Annotated in this window: 27 protein-coding genes; 14 read left to right on the top strand and 13 right to left on the bottom strand. The window is 67.9% G+C overall.

What is annotated here, in order from left to right; translation table 11 throughout:
* Positions 1-69: 69 nt before the first annotated feature.
* Positions 70-1,101 carry a bile acid:sodium symporter family protein gene (locus FFS49_RS15200; RefSeq protein WP_105816712.1) on the bottom strand — a complete coding sequence of 344 codons (1,032 nt, stop codon included), beginning with the start codon at positions 1,099-1,101 and terminating at the stop codon, positions 70-72.
* Between the two features lie 346 nt (positions 1,102-1,447).
* Between FFS49_RS15200 and FFS49_RS15195 the strand changes: the two genes are divergently transcribed.
* The 3 genes from FFS49_RS15195 (at position 1,448) to FFS49_RS15185 (ending at position 4,524) form a co-directional block, all read left to right on the top strand.
* Positions 1,448-1,960: a peptide-binding protein gene (locus FFS49_RS15195; RefSeq protein ID WP_105816713.1), complete on the top strand. Its 513-nt coding sequence runs from the start codon at positions 1,448-1,450 to the stop codon at positions 1,958-1,960.
* Between the two features lie 343 nt (positions 1,961-2,303).
* Positions 2,304-3,380 carry a porin gene (locus FFS49_RS15190; protein ID WP_039346488.1) on the top strand — a complete coding sequence of 359 codons (1,077 nt, stop codon included), beginning with the start codon at positions 2,304-2,306 and terminating at the stop codon, positions 3,378-3,380.
* A gap of 181 nt (positions 3,381-3,561) precedes the next feature.
* Positions 3,562-4,524 carry a LysR family transcriptional regulator gene (locus FFS49_RS15185; RefSeq protein ID WP_039346485.1) on the top strand — a complete coding sequence of 321 codons (963 nt, stop codon included), beginning with the start codon at positions 3,562-3,564 and terminating at the stop codon, positions 4,522-4,524.
* A 97-nt stretch (positions 4,525-4,621) separates the two neighbouring features.
* Here the strand turns inward: FFS49_RS15185 and FFS49_RS15180 are convergent, their stop codons facing one another.
* The gene (locus FFS49_RS15180; protein ID WP_039346483.1) at positions 4,622-5,581 is read right to left on the bottom strand and encodes a nitronate monooxygenase family protein; all 960 of its coding nucleotides are present in this window, start codon (positions 5,579-5,581) and stop codon (positions 4,622-4,624) included.
* Positions 5,582-5,847: 266 nt separating this feature from the next.
* Here FFS49_RS15180 and FFS49_RS15175 point away from each other — a divergent pair, with 266 nt between their 5' ends.
* Positions 5,848-6,744, top strand: coding sequence for an alpha/beta hydrolase (locus tag FFS49_RS15175; RefSeq protein WP_071335197.1), 897 nt, complete (start codon positions 5,848-5,850; stop codon positions 6,742-6,744).
* A gap of 53 nt (positions 6,745-6,797) precedes the next feature.
* On the opposite strand, the gene FFS49_RS15170 is transcribed toward FFS49_RS15175, so the two are convergent.
* On the bottom strand, positions 6,798-7,289 hold the full coding sequence (locus tag FFS49_RS15170; RefSeq protein ID WP_011353413.1) for an Lrp/AsnC family transcriptional regulator: 492 nt from the start codon (positions 7,287-7,289) through the stop codon (positions 6,798-6,800).
* A gap of 112 nt (positions 7,290-7,401) precedes the next feature.
* On the opposite strand from FFS49_RS15170, the gene FFS49_RS15165 reads away from it, so the two are divergent.
* A complete protein-coding gene (locus FFS49_RS15165) occupies positions 7,402-8,304 on the top strand; it encodes a DMT family transporter (RefSeq protein ID WP_105816714.1) in 903 nt (300 codons plus the stop codon).
* Positions 8,305-8,568: 264 nt separating this feature from the next.
* Here FFS49_RS15165 and FFS49_RS15160 read toward each other — a convergent pair whose 3' ends face one another.
* Genes FFS49_RS15160 through FFS49_RS15145 form a run of 4 tightly spaced genes read right to left on the bottom strand, consistent with a single transcriptional unit; the run spans position 8,569 to position 11,211 of the window.
* Entirely contained in the window at positions 8,569-8,781 is a 213-nt protein-coding gene (locus FFS49_RS15160) for a DUF1289 domain-containing protein (RefSeq protein WP_105816715.1), read from the bottom strand.
* Positions 8,778-9,284: a YbaK/EbsC family protein gene (locus FFS49_RS15155; protein WP_039346541.1), complete on the bottom strand. Its 507-nt coding sequence runs from the start codon at positions 9,282-9,284 to the stop codon at positions 8,778-8,780. The genes FFS49_RS15160 and FFS49_RS15155 overlap by 4 nt, the downstream gene beginning before the upstream one ends.
* 26 nt (positions 9,285-9,310) lie before the next feature.
* Positions 9,311-10,243, bottom strand: a complete 933-nt coding sequence (locus tag FFS49_RS15150; protein WP_105816716.1) for a hydroxymethylglutaryl-CoA lyase — start codon at positions 10,241-10,243, stop codon at positions 9,311-9,313.
* 26 nt (positions 10,244-10,269) lie between these two features.
* Positions 10,270-11,211, bottom strand: coding sequence for a glyoxylate/hydroxypyruvate reductase A (locus tag FFS49_RS15145; protein WP_039346470.1), 942 nt, complete (start codon positions 11,209-11,211; stop codon positions 10,270-10,272).
* A 335-nt stretch (positions 11,212-11,546) separates the two neighbouring features.
* Here FFS49_RS15145 and FFS49_RS15135 point away from each other — a divergent pair, with 335 nt between their 5' ends.
* A complete protein-coding gene (locus FFS49_RS15135) occupies positions 11,547-12,170 on the top strand; it encodes an alpha/beta hydrolase (RefSeq protein ID WP_039346467.1) in 624 nt (207 codons plus the stop codon).
* Positions 12,171-12,221: 51 nt separating this feature from the next.
* Here the strand turns inward: FFS49_RS15135 and FFS49_RS15130 are convergent, their stop codons facing one another.
* The 3 genes from FFS49_RS15130 to FFS49_RS15120 all read right to left on the bottom strand — a co-directional run bounded on the left by FFS49_RS15130 (position 12,222) and on the right by FFS49_RS15120 (position 15,851).
* Positions 12,222-14,342, bottom strand: a complete 2,121-nt coding sequence (locus FFS49_RS15130; protein WP_039346464.1) for a phosphocholine-specific phospholipase C — start codon at positions 14,340-14,342, stop codon at positions 12,222-12,224.
* 48 nt (positions 14,343-14,390) lie between these two features.
* Positions 14,391-14,681, bottom strand: coding sequence for a hypothetical protein (locus FFS49_RS15125; RefSeq protein ID WP_039346461.1), 291 nt, complete (start codon positions 14,679-14,681; stop codon positions 14,391-14,393).
* A 249-nt stretch (positions 14,682-14,930) separates the two neighbouring features.
* Positions 14,931-15,851: a LysR substrate-binding domain-containing protein gene (locus FFS49_RS15120; protein WP_105816717.1), complete on the bottom strand. Its 921-nt coding sequence runs from the start codon at positions 15,849-15,851 to the stop codon at positions 14,931-14,933.
* 112 nt (positions 15,852-15,963) lie between these two features.
* Here FFS49_RS15120 and FFS49_RS15115 point away from each other — a divergent pair, with 112 nt between their 5' ends.
* A complete protein-coding gene (locus tag FFS49_RS15115) occupies positions 15,964-16,602 on the top strand; it encodes a glutathione S-transferase (RefSeq protein ID WP_105816718.1) in 639 nt (212 codons plus the stop codon).
* Positions 16,603-16,668: 66 nt separating this feature from the next.
* On the opposite strand, the gene FFS49_RS15110 is transcribed toward FFS49_RS15115, so the two are convergent.
* Positions 16,669-17,937 (bottom strand): MFS transporter, encoded by a 1,269-nt coding sequence (locus FFS49_RS15110; RefSeq protein ID WP_105816719.1) that lies wholly within the window; start codon positions 17,935-17,937, stop codon positions 16,669-16,671.
* A gap of 106 nt (positions 17,938-18,043) precedes the next feature.
* Between FFS49_RS15110 and FFS49_RS15105 the strand changes: the two genes are divergently transcribed.
* The 3 genes from FFS49_RS15105 (at position 18,044) to FFS49_RS15095 (ending at position 19,800) form a co-directional block, all read left to right on the top strand.
* On the top strand, positions 18,044-19,096 hold the full coding sequence (locus FFS49_RS15105; RefSeq protein ID WP_105816720.1) for a LysR substrate-binding domain-containing protein: 1,053 nt from the start codon (positions 18,044-18,046) through the stop codon (positions 19,094-19,096).
* A 96-nt stretch (positions 19,097-19,192) separates the two neighbouring features.
* Positions 19,193-19,420: a prevent-host-death protein gene (locus FFS49_RS15100; RefSeq protein ID WP_039346445.1), complete on the top strand. Its 228-nt coding sequence runs from the start codon at positions 19,193-19,195 to the stop codon at positions 19,418-19,420.
* Entirely contained in the window at positions 19,420-19,800 is a 381-nt protein-coding gene (locus tag FFS49_RS15095) for a type II toxin-antitoxin system VapC family toxin (RefSeq protein WP_039346442.1), read from the top strand. The genes FFS49_RS15100 and FFS49_RS15095 overlap by 1 nt, the downstream gene beginning before the upstream one ends.
* Before the next feature lie 21 nt (positions 19,801-19,821).
* Here the strand turns inward: FFS49_RS15095 and dapA are convergent, their stop codons facing one another.
* Entirely contained in the window at positions 19,822-20,715 is an 894-nt protein-coding gene (dapA, locus tag FFS49_RS15090) for a 4-hydroxy-tetrahydrodipicolinate synthase (protein WP_105816721.1), read from the bottom strand.
* Between the two features lie 452 nt (positions 20,716-21,167).
* Between dapA and FFS49_RS15080 the strand changes: the two genes are divergently transcribed.
* Together FFS49_RS15080 and FFS49_RS15075 are read left to right on the top strand one after the other, a co-directional pair.
* Positions 21,168-22,187 carry a sulfate ABC transporter substrate-binding protein gene (locus FFS49_RS15080; RefSeq protein ID WP_105816722.1) on the top strand — a complete coding sequence of 340 codons (1,020 nt, stop codon included), beginning with the start codon at positions 21,168-21,170 and terminating at the stop codon, positions 22,185-22,187.
* Positions 22,188-22,366: 179 nt separating this feature from the next.
* Complete coding sequence (locus tag FFS49_RS15075) at positions 22,367-23,329, top strand: ion channel (RefSeq protein ID WP_039346434.1); 963 nt, start codon at positions 22,367-22,369, stop codon at positions 23,327-23,329.
* 51 nt (positions 23,330-23,380) lie between these two features.
* Here FFS49_RS15075 and FFS49_RS15070 read toward each other — a convergent pair whose 3' ends face one another.
* Positions 23,381-23,995 (bottom strand): glutathione S-transferase, encoded by a 615-nt coding sequence (locus tag FFS49_RS15070; protein WP_105816723.1) that lies wholly within the window; start codon positions 23,993-23,995, stop codon positions 23,381-23,383.
* Positions 23,996-24,433: 438 nt separating this feature from the next.
* On the opposite strand from FFS49_RS15070, the gene FFS49_RS15065 reads away from it, so the two are divergent.
* Together FFS49_RS15065 and FFS49_RS41980 are read left to right on the top strand one after the other, a co-directional pair.
* On the top strand, positions 24,434-24,991 hold the full coding sequence (locus FFS49_RS15065) for a sugar O-acetyltransferase (protein ID WP_105816724.1): 558 nt from the start codon (positions 24,434-24,436) through the stop codon (positions 24,989-24,991).
* Positions 24,992-25,459: 468 nt separating this feature from the next.
* Complete coding sequence (locus FFS49_RS41980) at positions 25,460-25,618, top strand: hypothetical protein (RefSeq protein ID WP_171026766.1); 159 nt, start codon at positions 25,460-25,462, stop codon at positions 25,616-25,618.
* The last annotated feature ends 949 nt before the right edge of the window (positions 25,619-26,567 follow it).

Here is a 26,567-nt window from a genome sequence, read left to right as displayed (position 1 = left end):
GAGGGCGGAGGGCTGAAGGGCGGAACACCGGGACGGCACCACGCGCGGACCGTCCCGCCGCCCTGCTCGTCAGCGCTTGCCCGCGCTCAGCGCGCCGGACGCCGATGCCGCGCCGCCCTCGTCATGCTCGCCGCTCATGTCGCGCGCGCCCCAGCGCTGCGCGAGCGCCGCGCACGCCATCAGCTGGATCTGGTGGAACAGCATCAACGGCAGCACGATCGCGCCGACCGCGTTCGCCGAGAAGATCACCTTCGCCATCGGCACGCCGGCCGCGAGGCTCTTCTTCGACCCGCAGAAGATGATCGTGATCTGGTCGGCGCGGTTGAAGCCGAGCCGCTTGCTGACGAACGCGGTCAGCAGCAGCGCGATCGCGAGCAGCACGAGGTTGACGACGAGCAGACCGCCGAGCGCGCGCGGCGGGATCTGGTGCCACAGGCCTTCGTTGACGGCCTCGCTGAAGGCGACGTACACGACGAGCAGGATCGAGCCCTGGTCGACGAAGCGCAGCACGCCGCGGTTGCGGTCGATCCAGCCGCCGATCACGGGCCGCAGCAACTGGCCGGCGATGAACGGCACGAGCAGCTGCATCACGATGCTGCCGACGGTGCTCCACGGCGACGCGGCGGCCGCCGACTGCGACGTGATCATCAGCCCGACGAGCGCCGGCGTGACGAAGATCCCGAGCAGGCTCGACGCGGATGCCGCGCACACGGCGGCCGGCACGTTGCCCTTCGCGATCGACGTGAACGCGATCGACGACTGGACCGTCGACGGCAGCGTGCACAGGAACAGCACGCCCGCATACAGCGTCGGCGTGACGAGCGGCTGCAGCACGGGTTTCAGCGCGAGGCCGAGCAGCGGGAACAGCGCGAACGTGCTGAGCAGCACGACCGCATGCAGCCGCCAGTGGGTCGCACCCGCGATGACGGCTTCGCGCGACAGCTTCGCGCCGTGCAGGAAGAACAGCAGGCCGACGGCGATGTTGGTCGCCCAGTTGAACGCATGGGCGGCCGCGCCGCGGCACGGCAGGAAGCTCGCGAGCACGACGGTGCCGACCAGCGCGAGCGTGAAATTGTCGGGAAGAAAACGGGGACGGGCCATCGGGAACTCGATTCGGAAACGACGGAGGCGCGCGTCGCGCGCGCGGATGGCGCCATTGTCCCGGTCGGCGATTCACTACACAAATGCATTGTGGGAATCGATTGATGAACTGAACTCATGGGGCGGCACTGATGCCACCGGGCCGACCGCGCGCAAAACGGCAGAAGAATGTTCTGTCGCGCTCGCACCCGGAAGTGAAAAAACCTAGCAGTAACATGGTGTTACACCGATGCCGGCGACATAACACTTTTTGGCTCGACACGCTTTCGGCCCGCTCATAAATTACTGCTGAAAGCCTTGGGTCGGCCGAAAGGAGCCGGCGGCGGGCGTGGACAGGCACTGAACGATGACGGAACGGGTGAAACGGAAGATCGGACGATGGGTGGCAGGCGTGCTCGGCGCGCTGCTGTTGCCGCTCGCGCTCGCGCAACCGCCTCACGGCGGTCATGCGTTCGGCGGCCAGGGCTTCGGCGGTCAGGGCTTCGGCGGCCACGGCTTCGGCGGCGGCGACATGCGCGCGTACGGTCAGCCGGCTGGTGGCGGGCCCGTCTGGCGCCGCGTGGCGCCCCCGCCCGGTGCACGCGCCGGCGGCGTGAACGGCTACGGCTCCCGCTGGGGGCTGCGGCCGACGCCGTCGTATGGCCATTACGCCGCGCAAAGCCCGTATCGTCCGATCAGCGCCGACGTGCGTCAGGTGCCGCGCCCGCCGGGCGGCGGCAACGTGCCGCTGCGTGCCGGTTCGATCCGCGCCGACGTCGCGCGCTACAACGAGGAGCGCGGCGGACGTCCGATGCCGCCGCCCCGCTCGCAGGACGAGCCTGCGCACTCGCCGTCTTTCTCCCCGTTCTACCGAAACTGAGCGCCCGCGCGCGTCCCTCCGCCGGCTGATGCGAATTCGCCACAGTCGCGCACAGATTTCCGCTGATTTTCCCGTCGCATTGCGCTATCTTTCGCGCCCGGCTCGCGTGTGCCACGCCGCCGCCCCGCCGCGCGACCGCGTTTGCGCGGGGCCGCCGACGGGTGCCCGGCCACGTATCGATTCCGCGAAGTTAATGCCGCCGCTATACCCGCAATAAGTGTGCGCAATTTTGACCGGACGAATGATCCGTAAAGATGGCTGCGCCCCATACGACGCAAGCACTCGGCTCCAAAAAACAACGCTCGCGCCACTTATCGACTATTCGACAAAATCTGGAGATCCAATGAAAGCATTCGCTCGCCGTGCGTCGCGCACGTCCGTCAAGCTGATCGCCGCGGCCGCCTGCGTGGCGGCTACCGCTCCCGCCCATGCACAGTCGAGCGTGTCGCTCTACGGTCAGGTCGACGAATGGGTCGGCGCAACCAAGTTCCCGGGCGGCGACCGCGCGTGGAACGTGAGCGGCGGCGGCATGTCGACGTCGTACTGGGGCCTGCACGGCGCCGAGGATCTCGGCAACGGCTACAAGGCGATCTTCACGCTGGAGAGCTTCTTCCGCGCGCAGAACGGCCAGTTCGGCCGCTTCCAGGGCGACACGTTCTTCGCACGCAACGCGTACGTCGGCATCGATTCGCCGTACGGCACGGTGACGGCCGGCCGCCTGACGACGCACCTGTTCCTGTCGACGATCCTGTTCAACCCGTTCTACGACTCGTACACCTTCTCGCCGATGGTGTACCACGTGTTCCTCGGCCTCGGCACGTTCCCGACCTACCCGAGCGACCAGGGTGCCGTCGGCGATTCGGGCTGGAACAACGCACTGTCGTACACGTCGCCTTCGTTCGGTGGCCTGAATTTCGGCGCGATGTACGCACTCGGCAACCAGGCCGGCGACAACGGCTCGAAGAAGTGGAGCGCGCAGTTCAACTACGCGAACGGCCCGTTCGCGGCGACCGCGGTCTACCAGTACGTGAACTTCAACAACGGCCCGCGTGACCTGAGCGCGCTGGTGGCCGGCATGAAGAGCCAGGGCATCGCGCAAGTCGGCGCGACCTACGACCTGAAGTACGTGAAGCTGTTCGGCCAGTACATGTACACGAAGAACGACCAGGTTGCGGGCAGCTGGCACGTGAACACTGCGCAGGGCGGTGTGTCGGTGCCGCTCGGCGTGGGCAACGCGATGGCGTCGTATGCGTACTCGCGCGATTCGGGCGGGCTCGACCAGACGCGCCAGACCTGGGCCGTCGGCTACGACTATCCGCTGTCCAAGCGCACGGACGTCTACGCTGCGTACATGAACGACCACATCAGCGGCCTGTCGAACGGCAACACGTTCGGCGCCGGCATCCGCGCGAAGTTCTGACGCGCACGCGCGAGCGGCGCGCCGGACGCGCGCGAAAAGCGCGTCCGGACTGCATGTTTTTCCGCCAAAACGGCGCTGCGACCCCGCGGCGCCGTTTTGCCTTTCTTGACCTTTCTGTTTCCCCGCCTTTGTTACCCTATCTCGTAATTGGACCATTCCCCCGTCATTACGAGCTAGTTCGATGGATACCCTCGTCAGCATGAATGTGTTTCGCTACGTCGTCGAAGTGGGCAGCTTCGTCGGCGCGGCCGAGCGCATGCAGATGTCGGCTGCGATGGCGAGCAAGCACGTGATGCATCTCGAGCAGCAGCTCGGCGCACGGCTGCTGCATCGCACGACACGACGCGTCGCCCCTACCGAGGCGGGACGCGAATACTATGAGCGCCTCGTGCAGGCGCTGTCGGAACTCGACGAAGCCGGGCAGGCCGTCGGCGCCGCGAGCGTGGTGCCGCAAGGCAGGCTGCGCGTCACGTCGCTATCGGCGTTCGGGCTGCGGCACGTGATGCAGGCCGTCACCGATTATGCGGGCCGGTTCCCGGACGTGACCGTCGACATGACGCTGTCCGATCGCGTGGTCGACCTGATCGAGGAAGGCTACGACGTCGCGGTGCGCGCGGCGCCGAACGGGCTGAAATCGTCGTCGCTGGTCGCGCGGCAGATCGCGACCGCGCACATCCTGCTGGTCGCGTCGCCCGAGTATCTCGAGAAGCACGGCACGCCCGCGACGATCGGCGATCTCGCGCACCACAACTACCTGCGGCGCGACTCGAATTCGACGATGCTCGACTCGCTGGTGATCGACGCGGCCGCCGCGTCGCGCGTGAACCTCAACGGCAACCTGATCGTGAACCATCTCGAAGGGCTGCGTGCGGCCGTGCTCGCGGGCGCGGGCATCGCGCTGCTCGGCACCGAGGTGGTCGGCGACGACATCGAGTCCGGCCGGCTCGTGCCGGTGCTGCTCGACGCGGTGCCGCCGCACGAGGCGCCGATCTACGCGGTGTACGCGAGCCGTCGTCACGTGTCCGCGAAGGTGCGTTCGTTCGTCGACTTCCTGGCGGCGCGTTTCGAAGGGCAGTCGCTGTGCCCGTCGATCGAATCGCGCCTGCGCGTGCTGCCGATCACGCGGATGAAGCGCGCGGTCTGAGCCGTCTTTCCCGCAACAGCGGGGCAATGAAAAAGCGCGAACCGCAGCGGTTCGCGCTTTTTGTTTTGTCCGGCGGCATTCGCGCCGGCGGCGGCCGTCAGCGCGGAATGCCGAGCCGCGCCTTCGCGTCGTCGTACTCGCGCTTCAGGCGCTCGACGAGCGCGCCCACGCTCGGCAGGTCGTCCATCAGGCCGACGCCCTGGCCGGCGCCCCAGATGTCCTTCCACGCCTTCGTCTTGTCGCTGCCGAAATTCATCTTGGTCTTGTCGGATTCCGGCAGCGCTTCCGGATCGAGGCCGGCCTTCTCGATGCTCTCGCGAATGTAGTTGCCGTGCACGCCCGTGAACAGGTTCGTGTAGATGATGTCCGACGATTTCGCGTTCACGATCGCATGCTTGTAGTCGTCGATCGCGTGCGCTTCCTGCGTCGCGATGAAGCGCGTGCCCATGTACGCGAAGTCGGCGCCCATCGCCTGCGCCGCGAGGATCGAGCCGCCGTTCGCGATCGCGCCGGACAGCACGATCGGGCCGTCGAAAATCTTGCGGACTTCACCGACGAGCGCGAACGGCGACGTCGTGCCCGCATGGCCGCCTGCGCCGGCCGCGACGAGGATCAGGCCGTCGACACCGGCTTCGAGCGCCTTCTGCGCGTGGCGCAGGTTGATCACGTCGTGCAGCACGATGCCGCCGTAGCTGTGCACCGCGTCGACGATCTCGCGCGCTGGTGCGCGCAGGCTCGTGATGAAGATCGGTACCTTGTGCTCGACGCACACGCGCACGTCATGCTCGAGCCGCGCATTCGACTGGTGGACGATCTGGTTGACCGCGATCGGGCCGATCACCGCGCCGGGATTCTTTGCCTGGTGGTCGGCGAGCTCGGACTGGATCTGCGTGAGCCACTCGTCGAGCAGTTCGGCCGGGCGGGCGTTGAGTGCGGGGAACGAACCGACGATGCCCGCCTTGCATTGCGCGAGCACGAGTTCGGGGTAGCTGACGATGAACATCGGCGACGCGATGACGGGCAGCGTCAGGTTCTGCAGGACGGTGGGCAATGCCATGTGATGTCTCCAGTCTCCAGGGGCGCCCGCGCGGTCGCGCCGACGCCATGCTTTGCGGTCGAACGGTGATTCCAGTGTAGCTGCGAAACGAGGTCGTCCTTATTAATACGAACGATCGTGCGATTCTACGCGAGCTTAACAAAACGCGTGGTGTGCCGGCAATCGAGTGAGTGTTCTCTTTCTACGGATTCCGGCTGTTGCCCCGCTGTGCAGATGCACGAGCGCTCATAAAATAGCCGCCATAACAAACCAACGAGAAACAAACCATGTCGTTTGAGGCGTTTGCACCGTTTCGCGTGACGGTGCAGGACACCGACATCTTCGGTGTCAAAGGCGGCGCGGGTCCGCCGCTCCTGTTGCTGCACGGACATCCGCAAACCCACATGATCTGGCATCGCGTCGCCGCGACGCTCGCGAATCATTTCACGGTGATCGCCACCGATCTGCGCGGGTACGGTGCGTCGGGCAAGCCGCCGAGCGACGCGCAGCACATGCCGTATTCGAAACGGGCGATGGCGGCCGACCAGGTCGCCGTGATGCGGCATTTCGGCTTCGATCACTTCCATGTGTGCGCGCACGATCGCGGCGCGCGGGTTGCGCACCGGCTCGCGCTCGATCATCCGGACGCCGTCGAGCGGATGATGCTGCTCGACATCGCGCCGACGCTCGCGATGTACGAGAAAACCGATCGCGCGTTCGCGACCGCGTATTTCCACTGGTTCTTCCTGATCCAGCCGGAGCCGCTGCCCGAGACGCTGGTCGGCGCGCATACCGATGCGTACATCGAGCGCGTGATGGGCAACCGGTCCGCCGGCCTCGCGCCGTTCGCGCCCGAGGCGCTCGCCGCATACCGGGCCGCGCTCGCGCAGCCGGGCGCCGTGCATGCGATGTGCGAGGACTACCGCGCATCCGCGACGATCGATCTCGAGCACGACCGTGCGGATCTCGAGCGCGGCAACAAGGTCGCGTGTCCGCTGCGCGTGCTGTGGGGCGAGAACGGGATCGTCGGCCGCTGCTTCGATCCGCTCGCCGAATGGCGCCGCGTGGCGCGCGACGTCAGCGGCCGCGCGCTCGAGTGCGGCCACTACATTCCGGAAGAGGCGCCCGTCGCGCTGATCGACGAACTGCTGGCGTTCTTCGAGGCGCGCGACGCGGCTGCATGACGGCACGCGTGCGCATGCGTTAGCGCGGGCGGCGCGGCCGCGTACCGGTTCGTTCAGCGGTGCGCGCCGTCGTCCTCGACGAGCGGCGGCAGCCGGCGCGGCACCGGTGTCGACTTGACGATCGCGGTGCTCGTCTCGGCGCGCTCCGTCACTTTCGACAGGATGTCGTCGAGGTGCGCGATCGTGCGCAGGTAGAGCCGGCAGATGAAGCAGTCGTCGCCGGTCACCTTGTCGCACTCCACGAATTCGGGAATCCGCCGCAGCATCTCTTCGACCAGATGCAGCTGGCCGGGCAGCGGCTTCACGCGAACGATCGCCTGCAGCGTGTAGCCGAGCGCGCGCGGGTCGAGCTCGACGGTGAATGCGGCGATCACGCCTTGCGCTTCGAGCCGCCGCACGCGGTCGGCGGTCGCGGGCGCCGACAGCCCGATCTGCCGGGCGAGTTCGCTGGTGGCGATGCGCGCGTCGTCGGCCAGCGCCGCGAGAATCGCGCGGTCGGTCGCGTCGAGCGACGCGACGGCAGGCGGGGAAAGGCGTTTCGGCATGATCGCTTTGCTTTCGAAGGTGAATCGGACGATTCACTTCAGTTTAGCCGTGGTTGCCGCGAAAGCAAGTTTCTAGAATCGAAGTCATCCACTCTTCCGAACGGAGTTCAAGATGGCTTCGAATGAAATTCGCCGCGGCGCCGCCGAGATGGTCGTCGCGATGATGATGTCCGGCACGATCGGCTGGCTCGTGATGTCGTCGCAGCAGCCGCTGACGAACGTCGTGTTCTTCCGCTGCCTGTTCGGCGCCGCGACGCTCGCGATCGTCTGCGCGGCGTTCGGGTTCCTGCGCCGCGCGCTGTTCTCGCCGCGGATGCTCGCGCTGGCGACGCTCGGCAGCGTCGCGATCGTCGCGAACTGGCTGCTGCTGTTCGCCGCCTATTCGCGCGCATCGATCTCGATGGCGACCGCCGTCTACAACACGCAGCCGTTCATGCTCGTCGCGCTTGGCGCGATCGTGTTCCGCGAGCGGATCGGCGCGTCGACGGTCGCGTGGCTCGCGCTCGCATTCGTCGGCCTCGTCGCCGTGGTGCGCGTCGAGCCGGCCGTGCTCGCGGTGCCGGGCGAATATCTGGAAGGCGTCGCGCTGTCGCTCGGTGCCGCGTTCCTTTACGCGATCTCGTCGATCGTCACGAAGCACCTGAAGGGCACGCCGCCGCACCTCCTCGCGTTGCTGCAAGCCGGCCTCGGGGTCCTGCTGCTCGCGCCGTTCGCACACTTCGGCACGTTGCCGGCGACTGCCGGGCAGTGGCTCGACCTCGTCGTGCTCGGCGTCGTGAATACAGGTCTGATGTATGTGCTGCTGTGCGGCGCGATCCAGAAGCTGCCGACCGCGATGACCGGCGCGCTGTCGTTCGTCTATCCGGTCGTCGCGATCGTCGTCGATCACGTTGCGTTCGGGCAGACGCTCGCGTGGACGCAGGTGGTCGGCGCGCTGCTGATCCTGCTCGCGGCGGCCGGCGTGAATCTCGGTTGGCGCATCGTGCCCGCGCGTCGCGCGGCCGTCGGCAACTGAAACGGTCGTGCGATTCGGTGCCGCTGCGGGGCAGTGCAGCGGTTCGTCGAATGCGTATTTCAGGAGCGTGTATTGCGGGCAGACGATGCGCGCATGGCGAGCAAAAGCCGTGCGCGCGTACGCGTGGAAGACGCTGTAAGCAGTTGTAGGGAAACACCCGATGCGATGCGGCCGCGTCGCTCGTATGATGCGGGCTGTGACGTTGATCACGTTCACAGGATTCCGATCTCATGCCGTTCGCCTGCCAGGCTGAACGGCTTTTTTTTATGCGCCGCTCCGCGCAATCAGACGCCGCCGCGCATCGAGCCGCGCGAGCAACGCGCGCCTCGCGTCATCGTCCGACGCACGCCATCCCTTGATCTCGTCGCGCGTGCGCAGGCAGCCCGCACACCAGTCGGTGCGCGGATCGATCCGGCATACGTCGGTGCACGGCGACGCGACCGTGCCGACCGGCACCGACACCGGCACGTCGCTCATGCGGGCTCCCGCAGAGCGACGTCCGCGACCGGCGCGCCCGTCAGCGACACGAGTTCGTTCGGCGACAGGTTGAACACCGCGTGCGGATGGCCGGCGGCCGCCCACAGGCTGTCGAGTTCGAGCAGGTCGGCGTCGATCAGCGTGACGGGTTCGACGAGATGGCCGATCGGGCAGACGCCGCCGATCGCATAGCCGGTGTTGTCGCGCACGAACTTCGCGTCCGCGCGGCCGACCGCGCCGACCTGCGCGGCGACCTTCTTCTCGTCGACGCGATTGACGCCGCTCGCGACCACGAGCACCGGCGCGCCGTCCGACTGGCGGCGAAACAGGATCGACTTCGCGATCTGCGCGACCGAGCAGCCGAGCCCGGCCGCGGCTTCGGCCGACGTCTTGCCGGTTTCGGCGAGCATCACGATGCCTTTCGCATGGCCGCGTTCGCGCAGCAGCAGCGCGACGCGTCGTGCGGAATCGGGGAGAGAATCGAATGAAGCGGGTGTCGTCATGTTGAGGAATCCATCGAATACCGGGGTCATGCGCAGTTCGCAGCGTCGGCCGCGCTCTGCGCCTTGGCGAGCAGTGCGCGACCGGCGCGCGACACGTTCGCGCGGCCGATCGCGTTCGAGATGAAGTCGCCGGCGGCGACGACCTGTGCGAGGTCGATGCCGGTGTCGATGCCGAGGCCGTGCATCAGGTACAGCACGTCCTCGGTCGCGACGTTGCCGGTCGCGCCCTTCGCGTACGGGCAGCCGCCGAGGCCGGCCACCGACGCGTGGAAGATCTCGATCCCTTCGAACAGCGCCGCGTAGATGTTCGCGAGCGCCTGGCCGTAGGTGTCGTGGAAATGGCCCGACAGGCGTTCGCGCGGGAACACGCGCGTGACGGCCGCGAGCACTTCGCGCGTGCGCTTCGGCGTGCCGACGCCGATCGTGTCGGCGATGTCGATCTCGTCGCAGCCGAGCGCCGCGAAGCGCTCGACGACGTCGACGACCGATGCGACAGGCACTTCGCCCTGGTACGGGCAGCCGAGCGTGCACGACACGCTGCCGCGCAGCCGCAGGCCCGCATCCTTCGCCGCCTTCGCGACGGGCTCGAAGCGCGCGATGCTTTCGGCGATGCTGCAGTTGATGTTCCGCTGCGAGAATGCCTCGCTCGCCGCGCCGAAGATCACGACTTCGTCCGCGCGCGCGGCGACGGCATTCTCGAAGCCCTTCAGGTTCGGCGTGAGCACCGAGTACACGGTGCCCGCGCGGCGCTCGATGCCGGCCATCACGTCGGCGCCGTCGGCCATCTGCGGCACCCATTTCGGCGACACGAACGACGCGGCCTCGACATTGCGGAAGCCGGCGTGCGACAGCCGGTCGACGAGCGCGATCTTCACGTCGGTCGGCACGAAGGTCTTCTCGTTCTGCAGCCCGTCGCGCGGGCCGACTTCGACGATCTTGACGGCGGTGGGGAACGTCATGGTTGTCTCCTGATTTGCTTGTAGGTTCAGTAGCCGCGTGTGTAGTCGACGATGCCACCGACGCGCTCGCCGCGCTCCAGTGCGCGGATCTTGCCGGCGATCTGGGCGACGGCTTCGTCGCGCAGCGTCTCGGCCGAGCTGTGCGGTGTGATCGTGATGCGCGGCGCATGCCAGAACGGATGGTCTTCAGGCAGCGGCTCGCGATGGAATACGTCGAGCGTCGCGGCGGCGACCTGGCCGCTCGTGAGCGCGTCCAGCAGATCGGCTTCGACGAGATGCGCGCCGCGCGCGACGTTGACGACATACGCGCCGGGCGCGAGCCGCGCGAACGCGCGCGACGACAGGATGCCGTCGGTGTCGGGCGTGCTCGGCAGCAGGTTGACGAGCACCTTCGCCCCGTCGATGCACGCATCGAATGCGCCGTCTCCGGCGAAGGTCGTCACCCCGTCGAGCTGCTTCGCGCTGCGGCTGTAGCCGCGCACGGGCAGGCCGAGCGCGGCGAGCGCGCGCGCGACCTGCGCGCCGAGCACACCGAGGCCGAGCACGGCGACGGTGAAGCTCGCGCGCGCATGCGGTTCGAGCGGCTGCCAGCGGCGCTCGCGCTGCAGCACTTCGTACTCGTCGAAGCGGCGCAGGTAGCGCAGCACCGCGTGCGTCACGTATTCGACCATCTGCTGCGCCATGCCCGAATCTTCGAGCCGCACGAGCGGCACGTGCCGCGGCAGCGTGCCCGGATGCGCGTGCTCGAGCGCGAGCAGCGCGTCGACGCCGGCGCCGAGGTTGAAGATCGCGCGCAGGCCGTCGCGCGGGGCGAAGAATTCACGCGGCGCGCGCCAGACCAGCGCGTAGTCGGCGGCGGCCGTGTCGCCCGGCTGCCACGCGCGCAGTTCGGCTTCCGGCAGCGCATGCGCGATCTCGTCGCGCCACGCGCTGGCTTCCTGATGCGGGGAGTGGAACAGGATCTTCATTGGGTGACGGCGCGCGCGCCGGCGAGGCGCGTCACGGGAACGGCGAGAAGGGCCGGGCGCAGCGCGCCGGCGGGCGTAGCGGACATCGGACGTCTCCTGACGGCCAGGCGCCCGGCGCATCGGCGCCCGGCCCCGGTTCCATGTGAAGCTGACGGGAAGCCCACATTCTACGGTCTCGCGGCGCATCGCGCGTCGGTGCGCGGGGCGAGCCACCGCCCCGGATGGCCTGCCTCCGGATGGCCGGCCCAGGCAAAAGCAAAGCACAAAATATTGGTTCGGCCGCCGGGGGCGCCGCGCCACAATCGAATCCCGTCTTCAAGCAAGCGAGGGCAATCATGCGCGCATGCAGCAAATCGGCGTGGCCGCCGCGGCTCGTGACCGTTCCGGGCCTGCACGGCAGCGAAGGTGCTCACTGGCAGACCTGGCTCGAACGGCAGTTCCCGCGCGCGCTGCGCGTCGAGCAGGACGACTGGGACGCGCCCGATCTTGCGCGCTGGGCGCAATCGGTGCGTGCATTGCTCGACCGCGAACGCGGCCCGTTCGTGCTGGCCGCGCACAGCTTCGGTTGCCTCGCGGCCGCACATGCGCTCGCGCAGTGGCCGCACACGGGCGATGTCGCGGGCGTGCTGCTCGTCGCGCCCGCCAGTCCGAAGAAATTCACGTTTGCCGGGCCGTTCGACGCGCGCCGGCTCGCCGTGCCGTCGATCGTGATCGGCAGCGAAACCGATCCGTGGATGCCGCTCGGCGACGCGCGCACGCTCGCGCAGCACCTGGGCAGCGCGTTCGTGAACCTCGGCGACGCGGGGCACATCAACACCGCGGCCGGCTTCGGGCCGTGGCCGCGCGCGAAGTACTTCATCGACACGCTCGTCCATTGCGCGGCACCGCTGCGCTTTCGCGACGCGGACGACGGCTTCGAGACCGCACTCGTCGATCGCGCGCTCGCGCATGCGGTCTGACGCGCCGGGCGAGCGGTACGGCGGGCGCCGTGCCGCCCCGCGCCGTTACGTTTACGCCGCGGAGACGGGCCGCACCGCCGCCGGATCCGAATAGCTCGGCCGGCCGTTCTCGACGTGGCCCGCGAAGCGGCGCGAGAAGGTGCCGGCCGCGCCGTCGCTCACCGTCACGTCATACCATTGGTGGCTCGACGCGAGCATCCATTGCTCGACGCGCTCGTCGCCGCCATGCAGCGTCACCTGCCGCGACGGCGCGCCGTACGCGTTGTCGGTCAGCGTCAGCGTGACGTGGGCCCCGCCATGGTTGCGCAGCTTCAGGTACAGGTTCCCGTTCGCGACGTCGTAGCCGGCCTTCACTTCCGGTTGCGCAGGGTTGCGATGCGGTGCGGCCGGGGCCGATACGTTGCCCGAGAACACGCGCACGAATCCGTTCGGCCCGTACACCGCGAACGTGTACGCCCCGTTCGTCACCGTCAGGTCGAAGTCCGCATGCAGCACGCGGCGCGCGCCGACCGTGTAGCGCCACGGGCCGTCGGTTCGGTTCGTCGCATACACGTGGAAGTGCGCGCCCTGGTTGCCGCGGTTCGCGAACTCGATTCGAAGTTTGGTCCCGCCGTAGACGCTCGCGTTCACGTGCAGCTCGTACGGCAGCGCACGCGCCGGCCGCACGCCGGGTTCCTGCGGGTCGATCGGCGATGGCGTCGCGGGCACGGTCGGCGCGGGCTGCGATGTGCACTGCTGGTCGGCGATCGAGCGGTACTGGCTCGTGTCGGGCAGCGGCGGGAACGACGCGTCTGACGAGCGGAAGTCGAAGGCGGCGGTGAGGTCGCCGCACACCGTGCGGCGCCACGGCGTGATGTTCGGTTCGTCGATGCCGAAGCGCTCGCCGATGAAGCGGATCACCGACGTGTGGTCGAACACCTGCGAGCACACGAAGCCGCCTTTTGTCCATGGCGACACGACCGTCATCGGCACGCGCGGCCCGAGGCCGTACGGCAGGCCGTCGGCCGTATAGCTGCCGCCGCGGCCGGGGTTCACGACCGTGTGCAGCTCGCCGTCGGTCGTCACGGTCGATGCGCCCTGCGCGGCCGACGTCGGCGGCTGCGGTGGCACGATGTGGTCGAAGAAGCCGTCGTTCTCGTCGTACATGATGAACAGCACGGTCTTGCGCCAGACGTCCGGGTTCGACGTGAGCGCGTCGAGGATCTGCGACGTGTAGTTCGCGCCGTATGCGGGCGTGTATTTCGGATGCTCGGAGAACGCGGCGGGCGGACACAGCCACGACACCTGCGGCAGCCGGTCGTTGATCACGTCGTCCTTCAGGTTGTCGAGCGTGCGCACTGTCTGCGCGCGCTGGTACAGCGACGAGCCGGGTTTCGCGTTGATGAAGTTCGCGAAGTTCTGCAGCACGTTCGTGCCGTAGTTGCCGTTGTACGGATCGTTGCCCGTCGTGCCCTGCTGGTAGATCTGCCACGACACGCCGTGTGCTTCGAGACGCTCGGGAAAGGTCGTCCACGACAGCAGCTGGTAGGCGGGCGGCCCGTCGCCGTCGACATAGTCGCTGTTGTCGAGCAGCGGGCCGCCGAACTTGCCGGTCGGGTCGACGGTGCCGGTCATCAGGTACGAGCGGTTCGGGTGCGTCGGCCCCGGCAGCGAGCAGAAGTAGTTGTCGCACACGGTGAACGCATCGGCGAGCGCGTAGTGGAACGGGATGTCCTCGCGTACGTGATAGCCCATCGTCATGTCGGTCTTGTTCGCGGGCCACTGGTCGTAGCGGCCGCCGTCGATTGCCGCGTGCGTCTTGTACCACGAGTGGTCGAGGTCGCCGACGCACTGCGCGCTCGTCGTCAGCGTGTTCAACCGGAACGGCAGCACCGGCTTGCCCGGGTCGGCCTTCGACGGCTGGTACCACACCGGCTTGCCGCTCGGCAGCGGGATCGGGAAGCGGTCGTTGTAGCCGCGCACGCCGCGCAGGTGTCCGAAGTAATGATCGAACGAGCGGTTTTCCTGCATGAACACGACGATGTGCTCGACATCGCGGATCGTGCCGGTGCCGCGCGCGGCGGGAATCGCGAGCGCGCGGCGGATCGATTCGGGGAAGGCGTTGAGCGCGACGGCGGCGCCCGCGGATTGTGCGACGGTATGCAGGAAACGGCGGCGGCTCGATGACGTCATGTTATTTCACCTCGGTTCTGCTGCGGTCGGGGGACGGAAGCGGCGGGATCAGCCAGGTGACGACGCTGCCGCGCTCGACGCGGCCGCGTTTGCCGCATTCGCCGCGGGCTTCGCGTCGTCGTCGTCATCGGGCGGGTAGTGCACGACGGGCGGCGCGAGCGGCGCGGCATCGGACGCAGCGGGGTTCGCGGCTGCGTCGTTGTTGAATGCGCTGGCGGAGCCGGACGATGCGCCGGCCTGCTGCGAGGCGTCGGTCGCGTGTGCGTCGTGCGGCGCGTCGTCACTGCAGGCGGCGACGAAAGCGGCGACACAAAGAACGACGACGGAAACGCGACGCATGACTTCTCTCCTGGCTGGCTGATCGGGAAACGTTTTCGAGTATGCCGACGCGATGCGACGTTTCGGTGAATCGTTTGCGACCGGTGCGTGATCGCGAATGCTTTCGATATCCTGACCAGTCACTTGCACGGGATTGCGAGGGCGCAAAAATTTCCCGGCGGGCGATGCGAGTCGGGCACTTTTACGCGGGCATGCCGTACGCCACGGCATCGCCGTTCATGATGAACGTATGCAGCCGATCGCGTGACCTCAGCGCCGCGGCGTGCGTCGCCGCACCTCGCTGCGCAGCCAGTCGAGCCACGTGCGGATCGCCGCTTCGTACGGATGGTCGGGGCGCCACACGACGTAGTGCGCGTACACGTCGGTGATGCGCACCGTCGACACGCGCACGAGCGTGCCGTTCGCGAGTTCGGGCTCGATCAGCGAGCGGCGCGCGAGGGCGACGCCGCGGCCTTTCAGCGCCGCGTCGATCAGCGCATTCACATCGGTGAAGCGTGGCGCGCGCGCGGATTCGGTGAGGTCGATCCGCGCGGCCTGGAGCCAAGGTTCCCACGGCTGCGCGGGATGGCGCAGCAGCGTCGCGCGCACGAGATCGGCCGGCACGCGCGGCGCGACGCCGTCGCGATTGCGGTACGCGGGGCTTGCGACCGGAAAGATCGTCTCGTTCATCAGCTTCTCGGTGACGACACCCGGCCACGTGCCGGGCCCGTAGCGCAGCGCGACGTCGATGCGGTCGCGCTTGCGCAGCGGCGCGAGCGCCACCTCCGGGTGCAGCACGATCGCGATGTGCGGGTGCGCGGCCGTGAAGCGCGGCAGGCGCGGTGCGAGCCAGCGCTCGGCGACGCTCGGCAGCACGCTGACGTTCAGCGTGACGTCGCAAGTGCGTGGGCGGCTGCGCACGGCGAGTGCCGGCTCGAACGCGCGTTCGAGCACGCTGAGGCCCTGGCGTACCTGCAGTGCGAGCGCGTGCGCGGCGTGCGTCGGCGTCGCGCCGTTACGCTCGCGCGTGAAGAGCGGATAGCCTAGCTGCGCCTCGAGCGTGCGGATGTGCTGGCTCACGGCGCCTTGCGTGAGCGCGAGCGCGTCGGCCGCGCGCGTGAAGCTCTGTAGCCGCACGGCGGTCTCGAATGCACGCAGCGTCTGTAGCGGAGGAAGGTGGATGCGTCGCATGCGGGTATTAGTAACACTAATGTTCGAGCACGACAATTCATCGTTTGCGGCGGGCCGGCACGCGTTCCTACACTCGGTTCCGTCTTCCACAGCCCCGTCGGGTCCCACCACCATGAACGCATACCGTCTCTATCTTTCGCCGGGCGCGTGTTCGCTCGCCGTCCATATCGCCCTGGAGGAAACCGGCGCGCCGTTCGACGTCGAAATCGTCTCCCTGCAGAAGCAGCAGAACCTCGAGGCGCGCTATCTCGCGATCAACGCGAAGGCGCGTGTGCCGGTGCTCGCGATTCCGGGCGAGCGGCACGTGCTGACCGAAACGCCGGCGATCCTCACGTATCTCGCGCGCCGTTATCCCGATGCGCAATTGCTGCCGCTCGGCGACCCGCTGCGCGAGGCACGGTGCCACGAGTGGCTCGCCTGGCTGGTCGGCTGGGTGCATGGCGTCGGCTACGGCGCACTGTGGAGGCCGGGCCGCTTCATCGGCGATCCGGCGCTGCACAGCGAGGTCAGCGCGCACGGGCGACGCACGATCGAGGCCGCGAACGAGGCGATCGAAGCCGCGCTCGCCGACGGCCGCACATGGGCCGAGCCGGGCGCGCATTCGATCGTCGATCCGTTCCTGTTCGTGCTGTATCGCTGGGGCGTCGCGATCGGGCTCGACATGACGCGGCATCCCGCGTGGACCGCCCACGCGCAGCGCGAGGCCGAGCGGCCGGCTGCGCGGCGTGCGTTGGCGCGCGAAGCGGCCTGACGGATGGCGCGGGCGTCGTGGCGTGCGCTGCAACGCCCGCGTGAGACGAGTGGCTGCCAGCGGCTGCTATTTCGCGGCGAACAGCGGATAGGTCGCGCCGGCGACCAGCGCGGCCGCGAGCCACACGACACTCCACGAACTGACTGCGAGCAGCGGTGGAATCGCGAGGGGCGTCGCGAACAGCCCGAGGTAGACGATCGTATTGGCCATCCCGAGTGCGGTGCCCGCCTGATTCGCGCCCGCGAGCGTCGCGAGCTCCGTGTACGCGACGCCGTGCCACGCGGACACGCAGATGCCGGCGAAGACGAGAATCGCGACGATCGCGGCGAGCGGCACGTGCGCACTGCCAGCCGTTGCGGCTGCGAGCACCGTGAACGAGCCGGCCGCGACGAATACCGATCCGCGCAGATACGCGCGCCGGTTGCCGTGCCGGTCGGTATGACGGCCGCTCCACACGCGCATCACCATCGCGCCCAGCTGCAGCGCGACCATCGCCGCACTGATGCCGGCGAGGCCGAGCCGGCCGAAGTCGTGCAGGAACACTGTCGCGAACGTGAGCACCGCGAACTGCGGCGCGCACAGCAGGCCGATGCCGAGCACGATGCGCCACACGGGGACGCTCGCGAGCGGGTTGCGCACCTGTCGCGCGGATTGTTGCTCGACGGGGCGATGCGTGGCCGGTTGCGCGACGGCCGGTTCGGCCGGCGGCTCGTGCAGCCAGCGCCAGGTGAGCGCGGCAGAACCCGCGCACAACAGCATCAGCGCGCCGAATACCGCGGCGAAGCCCAGGTGCGATGCGAGCGACGGCAGCAGCGCCGCGCCGATGCCGCCGCCGAGCGGCACGGCCGTCTGGCGGATGCTCATCGCGAGCCCGCGTTCACGCTCGCCGAACCAGCGCATCACCGCGCGCCCGCTCGACCCGTTCACGCTGCCGCCGAGCAGGCCGACGCAGCACATTGCTGCCACGACGCGCATCAGCGGCGGCACGCCGTGCGCGGTCGGGACGATCGTGCACACCATCAACGCGAACATCGCGGCCGTCGCGACGAGCCCGGCGAGCAGCACGCGGCGGTCGCCGAAGCGGTCGGCAGCCATCCCCCACGGCAGTTCGGACAGCGCGACGCCGAAGCCGAGCGCGCCGAGCACGAGGCCGAGCGCGCCGTTGTCGAGGTGATAGGCGGAGCGCATCCACACGGCCGTGGTCGGAATGCCGGCCGCCGCGGCCGAAAAGCTCATGTTCGCGGCGACGCCGGCCGCCAGCACGCGCCAGCGATGAGCCGCGCCGCGCACGTCGCGGGCGGGCGAGGAGGGGGAAGCGATGCACGAGGTATCCATGACGGCAGGCCCGGTTGGAAATTGACATCCACAGTCTGGCGCCCTACATTCATCCTGAAAATCGGAAAGTTCTTGATGAATCGTTCGATAAAACAGGATGGTTGAGATGTCCGGACAAGACATTCCACGCGACGACGGCGAGTCGCGCGAGCTGGCCGATGCCACGCTGGCCCGGCCCAACTTCGACGTGGCGGCGCTGCGCAGCCTCGTCGCCGGGGTGGATCTCGGCAGTTTTGCGAAGGCGGCCGACCGCGTCGCGCGCTCGTCGTCGGCGGTGAGCGCGCAGATCCGCAAGCTCGAGGAGCAGGCCGGCACGCCGCTGTTCGTGAAGGCCGGCCGCGGGCTGGCGCTGACCGATGCCGGCGACGCGATGCTGCGCTATGCGCGGCGGATGGTCGAGCTGAACGACGAGGCGGCCGCGGCCGTGCGCGGCATGAATCTCGACGGCTGGGTGCGTGTCGGGCTGCAGGAGGATTTCGGCGAGGCGATTCTGCCTGACGTGCTCGGGCGGTTCGCGCGTGCGCATCCGAAGGTGCGGATCGAGGCGCGCGTGGCGCGCAATGCCGACCTGCTCGACCGCCTCGACGCGAACCAGCTCGATCTCGCGCTGGTGTGGGGCGACCCGGCGTCGGCGGCGCTGGTGGCGCGCGCGGGGATCGACAGCGAAGCGATCGCGCAGGTGCCGATGCAGTGGGTGGGGGCGGCGGGCTCGGTCGCGACCGGCTTCGGCATGCCGGGCGGCGGTGCGGAGGAGGAAGGCGGTGCGGACGAAACGGGCGGCCGCGCGGTGCGCGCGCCGGGCGAGCCGCTGCCGCTCGTCGTGTTCGACCGGCCGTGCCGGTTCTTCGGCGCGGCGACCGGTGCGCTCGACCGCGCGGGCGTGCCGTGGCGCGTTGCGTTCACGACGCCCAGTCTTGCCGGGCTATGGGCCGCGGCGGCGGCCGGCCTCGGGCTGACGGTGCGCTCGCAGTACGGGCTGCCCGCGTCGGTGCGCGTGCTCGATGCGGCTTCGTGCGGGTTGCCGGCACTGCCGAGTTTGCCGCTGATCTTGCTGCGGCGCACGTCGTCGACGACACCGACCGTCGATCGGCTCGCGCGGATCGTGAAGCAGGCGGTGCAGGATGCGACGGAGGGGGCCGGGGCGGCGCTGGCGGCGTGATGCCGATCGATACGTATGCGGTCGACTGGACAATCGGCCTATTGGAGGAACGGAGCGAAGGTCGTAACAATGGTGGCTCACTCAATGGAGCCCATCATGCAAGTTGCCACTGTCCCTGAAGCCGCGCTCGACCTGCAGCGGCTGCTCGATGCCGCGATCGCGGGTGAACGCGTCGTGATTGCGCAGGACGGCAAACAGTCGGTCCGGCTGGTGCCGCTTGAACCCATCCATCGGTTCGGTGCCCTCAAGGGGCAGATATGGATGGCCGACGACTTCGATGCGCCCCTCTCCGCCGAAGAGTTGGCCGAGTTCGAAGGGAAGTAATACGGTTGCTGGTCGATACGCACATCTTCCTGTGGATGTGGGGTGACGATCCGAAACTGAGCGTTCGTGCGCGCAGGCTGATCACCTGCGCCGATGCCGTGTTCGTCAGCAGCGCGAGCATCTGGGAGATGGCGATCAAAGCCGGGAAGGGAAAGCTGGACGTCGACGTGGATCGGCTCGTCGGTGAGATCAAGACGAGCAAGTATCGCGAGCTACCGGTCCGGGCCACGCACGGCGCTGCCGTGCGTCATCTGCCCCATCATCATGGCGACCCGTTCGACCGGTTGCTCGTTGCGCAAGCGTGGTGCGAACCGCTGTTGCTCGTCACGGCTGACAGCCACCTCGCGCAGTATGGCGCGTCCCGAATCCTGACAGTCTGAAACAGTTTCGGAAGCGAAATCCTACGCTACCGCGACAGCTTGCGGGGACGTTTCCAGTTCCCTGCAAATGGTCGCCAGCCGCTCCCTCAATCCTTCACTCGCCGGCACGAACGGTAGCCGCAATCCGTCTTCGCACCACCCTTGCGCGGCCAGCACGGCCTTCACCGGCGCCGGGTTCGGCTCCGCGAACAGCGCCGCGACGAGCGGCTGCAGCGCGACCGACAGGCGCCGCGCGTCGGCGAGCCGACCGTCGCGCAGCAGCGCGCGGATGCGCACATGCCATTCGGGCAGCACGTGCGCGCTGCTCGCGATCGCGCCGTGCGCACCGGCGCACATCGCCGCGAAGTTCTGGTTGTCGTCGCCGGACAGGATCGCGAGCGGCGTGTCGTGCACGAGCCGGCTCATCCGGTCGAGCGTGCCGCCGCATTCCTTGATGCCCGCGACGCGCGGGTCGCGCGCGAGCGCCTGCAGCGTGTCCAGTTCGACGTTCACGCCGGTGCGGTACGGGATGTTGTAGACGAGCACCGGCAGGTCGGCCGCGTCGACGATCGCCTCGACGTGGCGGCGGATGCCGTCCTGCGTCGGCCGCACGTAGACGGGCGGCGTGACGAGCAGCCCGTCGGGCCGCAGCGCCGCGAGTTCGCGCGCACGGGCGGCCGCGAAATGCGTCGCGCTCGCCGTTAGCCCGACGACGATCGGCAGCCCGGGTGCCGCGTCGCGCAGCGTCGCGAACACGGCGTCCTGTTCGCGCGCGTCGAGCAGCACGCCTTCACCGGTCGTCGCGCCCGCGACGAAGCCCGCGAGGCCCGTTGCCGCATAGTGGCGCGCGAGTCGAGCGAGCGCGGCATGGTCGACTTCGCCGTGGTGGAACGGCGTGATGATCGGCAGCCAGATACCTTCGAAACGTGTGTTCATGCAGAGCCTCATGGTGGAAACGGAGTGGGAAGGAACCGTTCCGCCGGCGGAGTGCCGGAGCGAGGCGTGCGAGCAAGGAGAAAGAAACGACCTGCGGGCATCCCGTCCGGCATTCGCCTGACGGGACGCGACGTCCCCGTCAGTCGAGGAGTCGTTTTTTCAGTTTCAGCCCGGCCGCACGCGCACCTGCCGCGACGGCGGCGAGGATCGGAAGCGAGCGCAGGGCAGCGGACATGGAGGAACCGGGAAATGGGCTGAGCGGCGATCTTAACACCGGATCCGATCCGCGCGCGAGCGTCCGCCGCCGTTTAGCAGAATTCGAGATTTGCTTTCCACGACTGATTGGAAAGGGCGCTGCGCCCGGCCGCTAGAATGCCCGCTTACGTTTCGATGACAGCGCGTACGCGTGCCGTCACGCACATTCACCACCACTGGAAACGGGGCATATCACGATGGCAAGCATGAAGGGGATCGGCCGCTGGCTGCACACGGGCGCGGCGGCGGCGCTGGTCGTGGCGGCAACGGCCGCGCACGCGGATACGTCGATCCTGAACGTGTCGTACGACGTGACGCGCGAACTCTACAAGGACATCAACGCGGGTTTTGCCGCTGCCTACAAGCAGAAGACCGGCGAGACGATCGCGATCAAGCAGTCGCACGGCGCGTCGAGCGCGCAGGCGCTGTCGGTGCTGCAAGGGTTGCAGGCCGACGTCGTGACGATGAACCAGCCGAACGACATCGACCTGCTCGCCGAGCGCGGCCAGCTGCTGCCGAAGGACTGGCGCGCGCGTTTCCCCGACAACAGCTCGCCGTACTCGACCACGATGGTGTTCCTGGTGCGCAAGGGCAACCCGAAGGCGATCAAGGACTGGAGCGATCTCGCGAAGCCGGGTGTCCAGGTAATCATCGCGAACCCGAAGACGTCGGGCAACGGCCGCTACGCGTATCTCGCCGCGTGGGGCTTCCAGAAGCAGAAGGGCGCGACCGACCAGCAGGCGATCGACTTCGAGAAGGCGATCTTCCGCAACGTGCCGGTGCTCGACTCCGGCGGCCGCGGCGCGACGACGACGTTCACGCAGCGCGGCATCGGCGACGTGCTGGTCACGTTCGAGAATGAAGTCGCGCTGATGGACACCGGTGCGTCGGGCGCGCAGTTCGACGCGGTGTACCCGTCGTCGAGCATCCTCGCGGAGCCGCCCGTCGCCGTCGTCGACAAGGTCGTCGACAAGAAGGGCACGCGCAAGGTCGCGCAGGCGTATCTCGACTACCTGTACACGCCGGAAGCACAGGAGATCATCGCGCAACATCATCTGCGCCCGCGCGACGCGAACGTGCTGAAGAAGCATGCGGCCGAATTCAAGCCGCTGAAGACGTTCAGCGTCGAGCAGGTCTTCGGCCGCTGGGCGAACGCGCAGAAGACGCACTTCGCGGACGGCGGCACGTTCGACCAGGTGATCGTCGACCGCAAGTGAGCGCCGCGCGCACTGCGCGCGTGCCCACCCACCGACGACGCAGCCGGCCGCTTTCGCGGCCGGCTTTTTTTGCGCCGCGCGGCCGGCGGTGCGACGGATTCCCATTCCGAACCGGTACGCATACCCGGCCGCCGCCGCGCGTGCTACGCTCATCGCCTCCCTGTTTCCGGCACCGCGCGATGAACGTCGATTCGTCCTCCCCAGCCTCCCGCGGCCGTGGCCGCAAGCTCTGGTCGGGCACTCGCCCGGTGATCGCGTACGGGATGCCGCCGCTCGGCTGGCGCGACCTCTATCACCGTGCGCTGACGGTGAGCTGGCCCGTGTTCTTCCTGTCGCTCGCCGTGCTGTTCCTGCTGCTCAACGGCGCTTTTGCGACGCTCTACCTGCTTGGCCATGCACCGATTGCGAACCAGTCGCCGGCCGGCTTCGGCGGCGCGTTTTTCTTCAGTGTCGAGACACTCGCGACCGTCGGCTACGGCGACATGCATCCGCAGACCGTCTATGCGCACCTGGTCGCGACGTTCGAGATCTTCGTCGGGATGTCGGGCATCGCGATGGCCACCGGGCTCGTGTTCGCGCGGTTTTCGCGGCCGCAGGCGAAGATCCTGTTCGCACGCTACGCGATCGTCCGGCCGTTGAACGGCAGGATGACGTTGATGGTGCGCGCCGCGAATGCGCGCCAGAACGTGATTGCCGAGGCGCAGGCCAAACTGCGGCTGATGCGCGTCGAGGGCACGCACGAGGGCTATACGCTGCGCAAGATCCACGACTTGGCGCTCGTGCGCAGCGAGCATCCGATTTTCCTGCTCGGCTGGAACCTGATGCACGTGATCGACGAATCGAGCGCGCTGTTCGGCGAGACGCCCGAATCGCTCGCTGCGCGCGACGCGTCGTTGCTGATCACGATCGAAGGCTCGGACGAGACGACCGCGCAGGTGATGCAGGCGCGTCATTCCTGGGAGCATGACGAGATCCGCTGGCGTCACCGCTATGTCGACCTGATGCACGACGAAGACGGCATCACGCACATCGACTACACGCATTTTCATGAGGTGGTGCCGGTCGACGCCGATACCGACGAGCGCGGCTCGCCGGGCGCGGTGGTCAATGCCGGCGCCGCGACGTCGGGCCCGGCCGCGTAGGTGCGCTCGCGGGCGGCCGGTAGCGCCGCCCACGCGCTGCACGTCTACACGTCACGCATGCAGCAGGCGTGACGCTTCGCGCTGTTCGATCGCGACCGCGCGGCGGAATGCGTCGCGGTCCTCGGCGCGCGCGACATAGTCGCCGAGCACGCCTTCGTGCGGCAGCAGATGCGCGTCGAACGCGATCTTCAGCGTGCTGGCGAGCAGCAGGTCTGCCGCGGTGAAGCGGTCGCCGATGAGCCATGGACTATGGGCGAGCGCTTGCGCGAGTGCACGCTGCACGCGCGTGATGTTGCCCCAGCCGAACGCGACCGGATTGCCCGACGCGCCGGTGAATTTTTCGGCCATCGCCGGTTCGAGGCAGGTCGGCGTGAAGAACATCCATTGGAGGAAACGGCCGCGCAGCGGATCGTCGGGCGCGATGCCGAGCCCGGCGCCCGGACAGCGGTCGGCGAGATAGAGCAGTACGGCGCCGGATTCGGCGAACGGCACGCTGCCGTCGTCGAGCGCGGGCAGCTTGGCCATCGGGTTGACCTGCACGAACGCGTCGCTGCCCTGTTCGTGCGAACGCAGGTCGATCGGCACGAGTTCATACACCACGCCGAGTTCTTCGAGCATCCACAATGCCCGGAATGCCCGGGTCTTCGGCCAGTAGTAGAGCTTCATCGTGCCTCCGCGTTTGGGTGCAACTGTCGGTCCGGTGGATGCTCAAGCGTACCCGAGCAGCGGAGGTTCGGACAGGGGCGCCCGGCCAGGGGCGCCCGGCCAGGGGCGCCCGGCCAGGGGTGCCCGGCCAGGGGTGCCCGGCCAGGGGTGCCCGGCCAGGGGTGTACGCCGAGGCGGGGCCATCGGTGTGATGGCCGGATGCGCTGCGTGTCGAGCGCGAATCGGGGGGAGGCTGGGTAACGCCTTGTGTCATAAGAGGGTTTATTCATAACTAGTAATGTCAAGACTAGTTGTGAATGTGACGGAAGCCCGGCGTGAACCGGTATTCCTCGCAAGGCATCACGAAGCCCGCAGCGCCCGCACATACGGCAACATTGGCATCCTGCCGCAATCGCCGATGCATCGCGAAACAGGAATATCCCGGGAGACAACTCACACATGGCAAACGACGATCGCACCACGATCATTCCGAGAAGAACGCCGGAATCGGCGGCGATGGTGGCCGAGGTCAAGCGGGCGATGTCGATCGCCGCGCGGATCAATCGCCTGACGTTCGACGACGCCGCCGAGGTTCGCACGTTGTTCGGAGAACTGATCGGCATGCAAGTGGACGACGGCTTTGCATTGATCCCGCCGTTCCATGCGACGGGCGGCACCGGCATGAAGCTCGGGCGCAACGTGTTCATCAACCAGAACTGCACGTTCTACGATCTCGGCGGGCTCGAGATCGGCGACGACGTGATGATCGGGCCGAACGTCAGCCTCATCACGTCCGGTCATCCCGTCGAACCTTCCCGGCGGCGCGACTTCGTTCTCGCGAAGCCGATCGTGATCGAGCGGAACGTGTGGATCGGTGCCGGCGCGACGATCATCGGCGGTGTGACGGTGGGCGAGAACTCGGTGGTCGCGGCAGGGGCCGTCGTCACGCGGGACGTTTCGCCGAATGTGCTGGTCGGCGGCAATCCGGCAGCGGTCATCCGGTCGATTGCCGAGTAATGCGGCTCGAGGGCGCATGCCTGTTCGATGCAGTCTCGTTGGACCGATGTGGATAACCCACCCCCAAGGCGACTCGGAACACTGTGCATTTGAATGGTGAGGGTGCCGCCGAGGCCGTCTGGACGGGGCTTTCCGGTAAATGCCCGATAGCCGTCGGCGAATGCGCGGGCCGTTCCAGTCGAAGGTCTGACGAAGGTCGCGTCGAGCGATCGGTTGTGGATATCCTCACGCCGAAACGACTCGGCGCCCTGTGCATTTCACAGGTGAGGATCACCGGATGATACGGAATGCATGAAGCGGGTTGTGGACAACTCGCCCTCGAAACGACGCGAAATGCTGTGGAATTCACCGGTGAGGGGCGGCACCCGATCGGGCGATGCGCCTGTCCTGGTGCGGTTTTGCGGTCTTTGCGCGGTTCGAAGCGTCGCGCATTCTAGCCGAACGCGCGCATGTGTGGCGGAACCGTGCGTGCGCCGCGAAGTGGATATCCGGTTCCGGAAGCTCCCCCGGAAGGCCGTGCATTTTAACGGTGAGCGCGAGCGCGTGGTCTGCAATGCGCAGATTTCGCTGCGCATCGCCGCGTTCGCAAGCGACTCGAAACGCTGCGCGATGCAGCGGCGAGCATGAATACGCGATCGGTGGTCGGCGCGGCAAGACACGATCGTTCGGCGAGCGGTTCCGTCCGACGCGGCGTGCACGTCCGGTTCGGACGCGAGCGTGCTAGCGGGGGCAACGCGAGCCCCCGTGTGGATATCCGGTCACCGAAACGACTCGCGGCACTGTGCATTTCGACGGTGAGCGTCAGTACTCGATCGGTCGGTGAGCCGCTTCCAGCATGGATTTCCCGCCGGTCGCACTCTCCGCTGTACGCATCCGTTGTCGCATCGGAGGATGCGCATGCATGTGGATATCCTGCGTCCCGGACCACTCGAAGCGCTGTGGTTCTCAACGGTGAGGGCGCCCGCGTGGCTGGTCGGCAATGCCGGATCGGGCGTGGATAACCGCTGTCGCAGACACTCGAAGCCCTGTGTATTTCAATGGTGAGTGCGGGCCCGCGATTGTGCAGCATGCGCGTTCCGTCGTACATGTCTGGCGGATAAACCCGCTCGCGTCCCGGCGTGTTTCAACGGTGAAGGCAGGCCAGCGATTGCGCAGCACGTGGGTTCCGGCGCGCCTGTTCGGCCGATAAGCCCGCTCCCGACCCATTGCATTTTCATGGTGAGCGGGAGCCCGCGATTGGCAGCATGCGGGTCCCTGTGTGCCCGTCCGGCCGATAAGCCCACTCGCGCCCCCGAGCATTCGAACGCTGAGGCGAGCTGCCGACCGACGCAATACATCCTCGCCGATGTGGATATCCGCCGTTGAAACTCACTCGCCGCGCTGTGAATTTCAATGGTGAGCGTCGAGGCAAGCGCCATATTCATGCCGACAACGATGTGGACATCCCGGCCCCCACGCCACTCGAAATTCTGTGCAATCGAACGGTGAGCGCGCGAGCCCGGTCGGCCAAGGGGTGAGGCGTTGTGGACATCCCGAGCCACCGACCAGTCGCAACGCTGTGCATTTCAATGGTGAG

Source organism: Burkholderia sp. 4NA327C6 (assembly GCF_005502655.1).
GTDB lineage: Bacteria > Pseudomonadota > Gammaproteobacteria > Burkholderiales > Burkholderiaceae > Burkholderia > Burkholderia contaminans.
Note: the sequence above shows the minus strand (reverse complement) of the source record. Positions and strands in the feature narration are given on the sequence as shown.

Excerpts from the sequence above, each read along its gene's own strand:
- FFS49_RS15200 (WP_105816712.1), bottom strand. The coding sequence starts at position 1,101 with ATGGCCCGTCCCCGTTTTCTTCCCGACAATTTCACGCTCGCGCTGGTC.
- FFS49_RS15195 (WP_105816713.1), top strand. The coding sequence starts at position 1,448 with ATGACGGAACGGGTGAAACGGAAGATCGGACGATGGGTGGCAGGCGTG.
- FFS49_RS15190 (WP_039346488.1), top strand. The coding sequence starts at position 2,304 with ATGAAAGCATTCGCTCGCCGTGCGTCGCGCACGTCCGTCAAGCTGATC.
- FFS49_RS15185 (WP_039346485.1), top strand. The coding sequence starts at position 3,562 with ATGGATACCCTCGTCAGCATGAATGTGTTTCGCTACGTCGTCGAAGTG.
- FFS49_RS15180 (WP_039346483.1), bottom strand. The coding sequence starts at position 5,581 with ATGGCATTGCCCACCGTCCTGCAGAACCTGACGCTGCCCGTCATCGCG.
- FFS49_RS15175 (WP_071335197.1), top strand. The coding sequence starts at position 5,848 with ATGTCGTTTGAGGCGTTTGCACCGTTTCGCGTGACGGTGCAGGACACC.
- FFS49_RS15170 (WP_011353413.1), bottom strand. The coding sequence starts at position 7,289 with ATGCCGAAACGCCTTTCCCCGCCTGCCGTCGCGTCGCTCGACGCGACC.
- FFS49_RS15165 (WP_105816714.1), top strand. The coding sequence starts at position 7,402 with ATGGCTTCGAATGAAATTCGCCGCGGCGCCGCCGAGATGGTCGTCGCG.
- FFS49_RS15160 (WP_105816715.1), bottom strand. The coding sequence starts at position 8,781 with ATGAGCGACGTGCCGGTGTCGGTGCCGGTCGGCACGGTCGCGTCGCCG.
- FFS49_RS15155 (WP_039346541.1), bottom strand. The coding sequence starts at position 9,284 with ATGACGACACCCGCTTCATTCGATTCTCTCCCCGATTCCGCACGACGC.
- FFS49_RS15150 (WP_105816716.1), bottom strand. The coding sequence starts at position 10,243 with ATGACGTTCCCCACCGCCGTCAAGATCGTCGAAGTCGGCCCGCGCGAC.
- FFS49_RS15145 (WP_039346470.1), bottom strand. The coding sequence starts at position 11,211 with ATGAAGATCCTGTTCCACTCCCCGCATCAGGAAGCCAGCGCGTGGCGC.
- FFS49_RS15135 (WP_039346467.1), top strand. The coding sequence starts at position 11,547 with ATGCGCGCATGCAGCAAATCGGCGTGGCCGCCGCGGCTCGTGACCGTT.
- FFS49_RS15130 (WP_039346464.1), bottom strand. The coding sequence starts at position 14,342 with ATGACGTCATCGAGCCGCCGCCGTTTCCTGCATACCGTCGCACAATCC.
- FFS49_RS15125 (WP_039346461.1), bottom strand. The coding sequence starts at position 14,681 with ATGCGTCGCGTTTCCGTCGTCGTTCTTTGTGTCGCCGCTTTCGTCGCC.
- FFS49_RS15120 (WP_105816717.1), bottom strand. The coding sequence starts at position 15,851 with ATGCGACGCATCCACCTTCCTCCGCTACAGACGCTGCGTGCATTCGAG.
- FFS49_RS15115 (WP_105816718.1), top strand. The coding sequence starts at position 15,964 with ATGAACGCATACCGTCTCTATCTTTCGCCGGGCGCGTGTTCGCTCGCC.
- FFS49_RS15110 (WP_105816719.1), bottom strand. The coding sequence starts at position 17,937 with ATGGATACCTCGTGCATCGCTTCCCCCTCCTCGCCCGCCCGCGACGTG.
- FFS49_RS15105 (WP_105816720.1), top strand. The coding sequence starts at position 18,044 with ATGTCCGGACAAGACATTCCACGCGACGACGGCGAGTCGCGCGAGCTG.
- FFS49_RS15100 (WP_039346445.1), top strand. The coding sequence starts at position 19,193 with ATGCAAGTTGCCACTGTCCCTGAAGCCGCGCTCGACCTGCAGCGGCTG.
- dapA (WP_105816721.1), bottom strand. The coding sequence starts at position 20,715 with ATGAACACACGTTTCGAAGGTATCTGGCTGCCGATCATCACGCCGTTC.
- FFS49_RS15080 (WP_105816722.1), top strand. The coding sequence starts at position 21,168 with ATGGCAAGCATGAAGGGGATCGGCCGCTGGCTGCACACGGGCGCGGCG.
- FFS49_RS15075 (WP_039346434.1), top strand. The coding sequence starts at position 22,367 with ATGAACGTCGATTCGTCCTCCCCAGCCTCCCGCGGCCGTGGCCGCAAG.
- FFS49_RS15070 (WP_105816723.1), bottom strand. The coding sequence starts at position 23,995 with ATGAAGCTCTACTACTGGCCGAAGACCCGGGCATTCCGGGCATTGTGG.
- FFS49_RS15065 (WP_105816724.1), top strand. The coding sequence starts at position 24,434 with ATGGCAAACGACGATCGCACCACGATCATTCCGAGAAGAACGCCGGAA.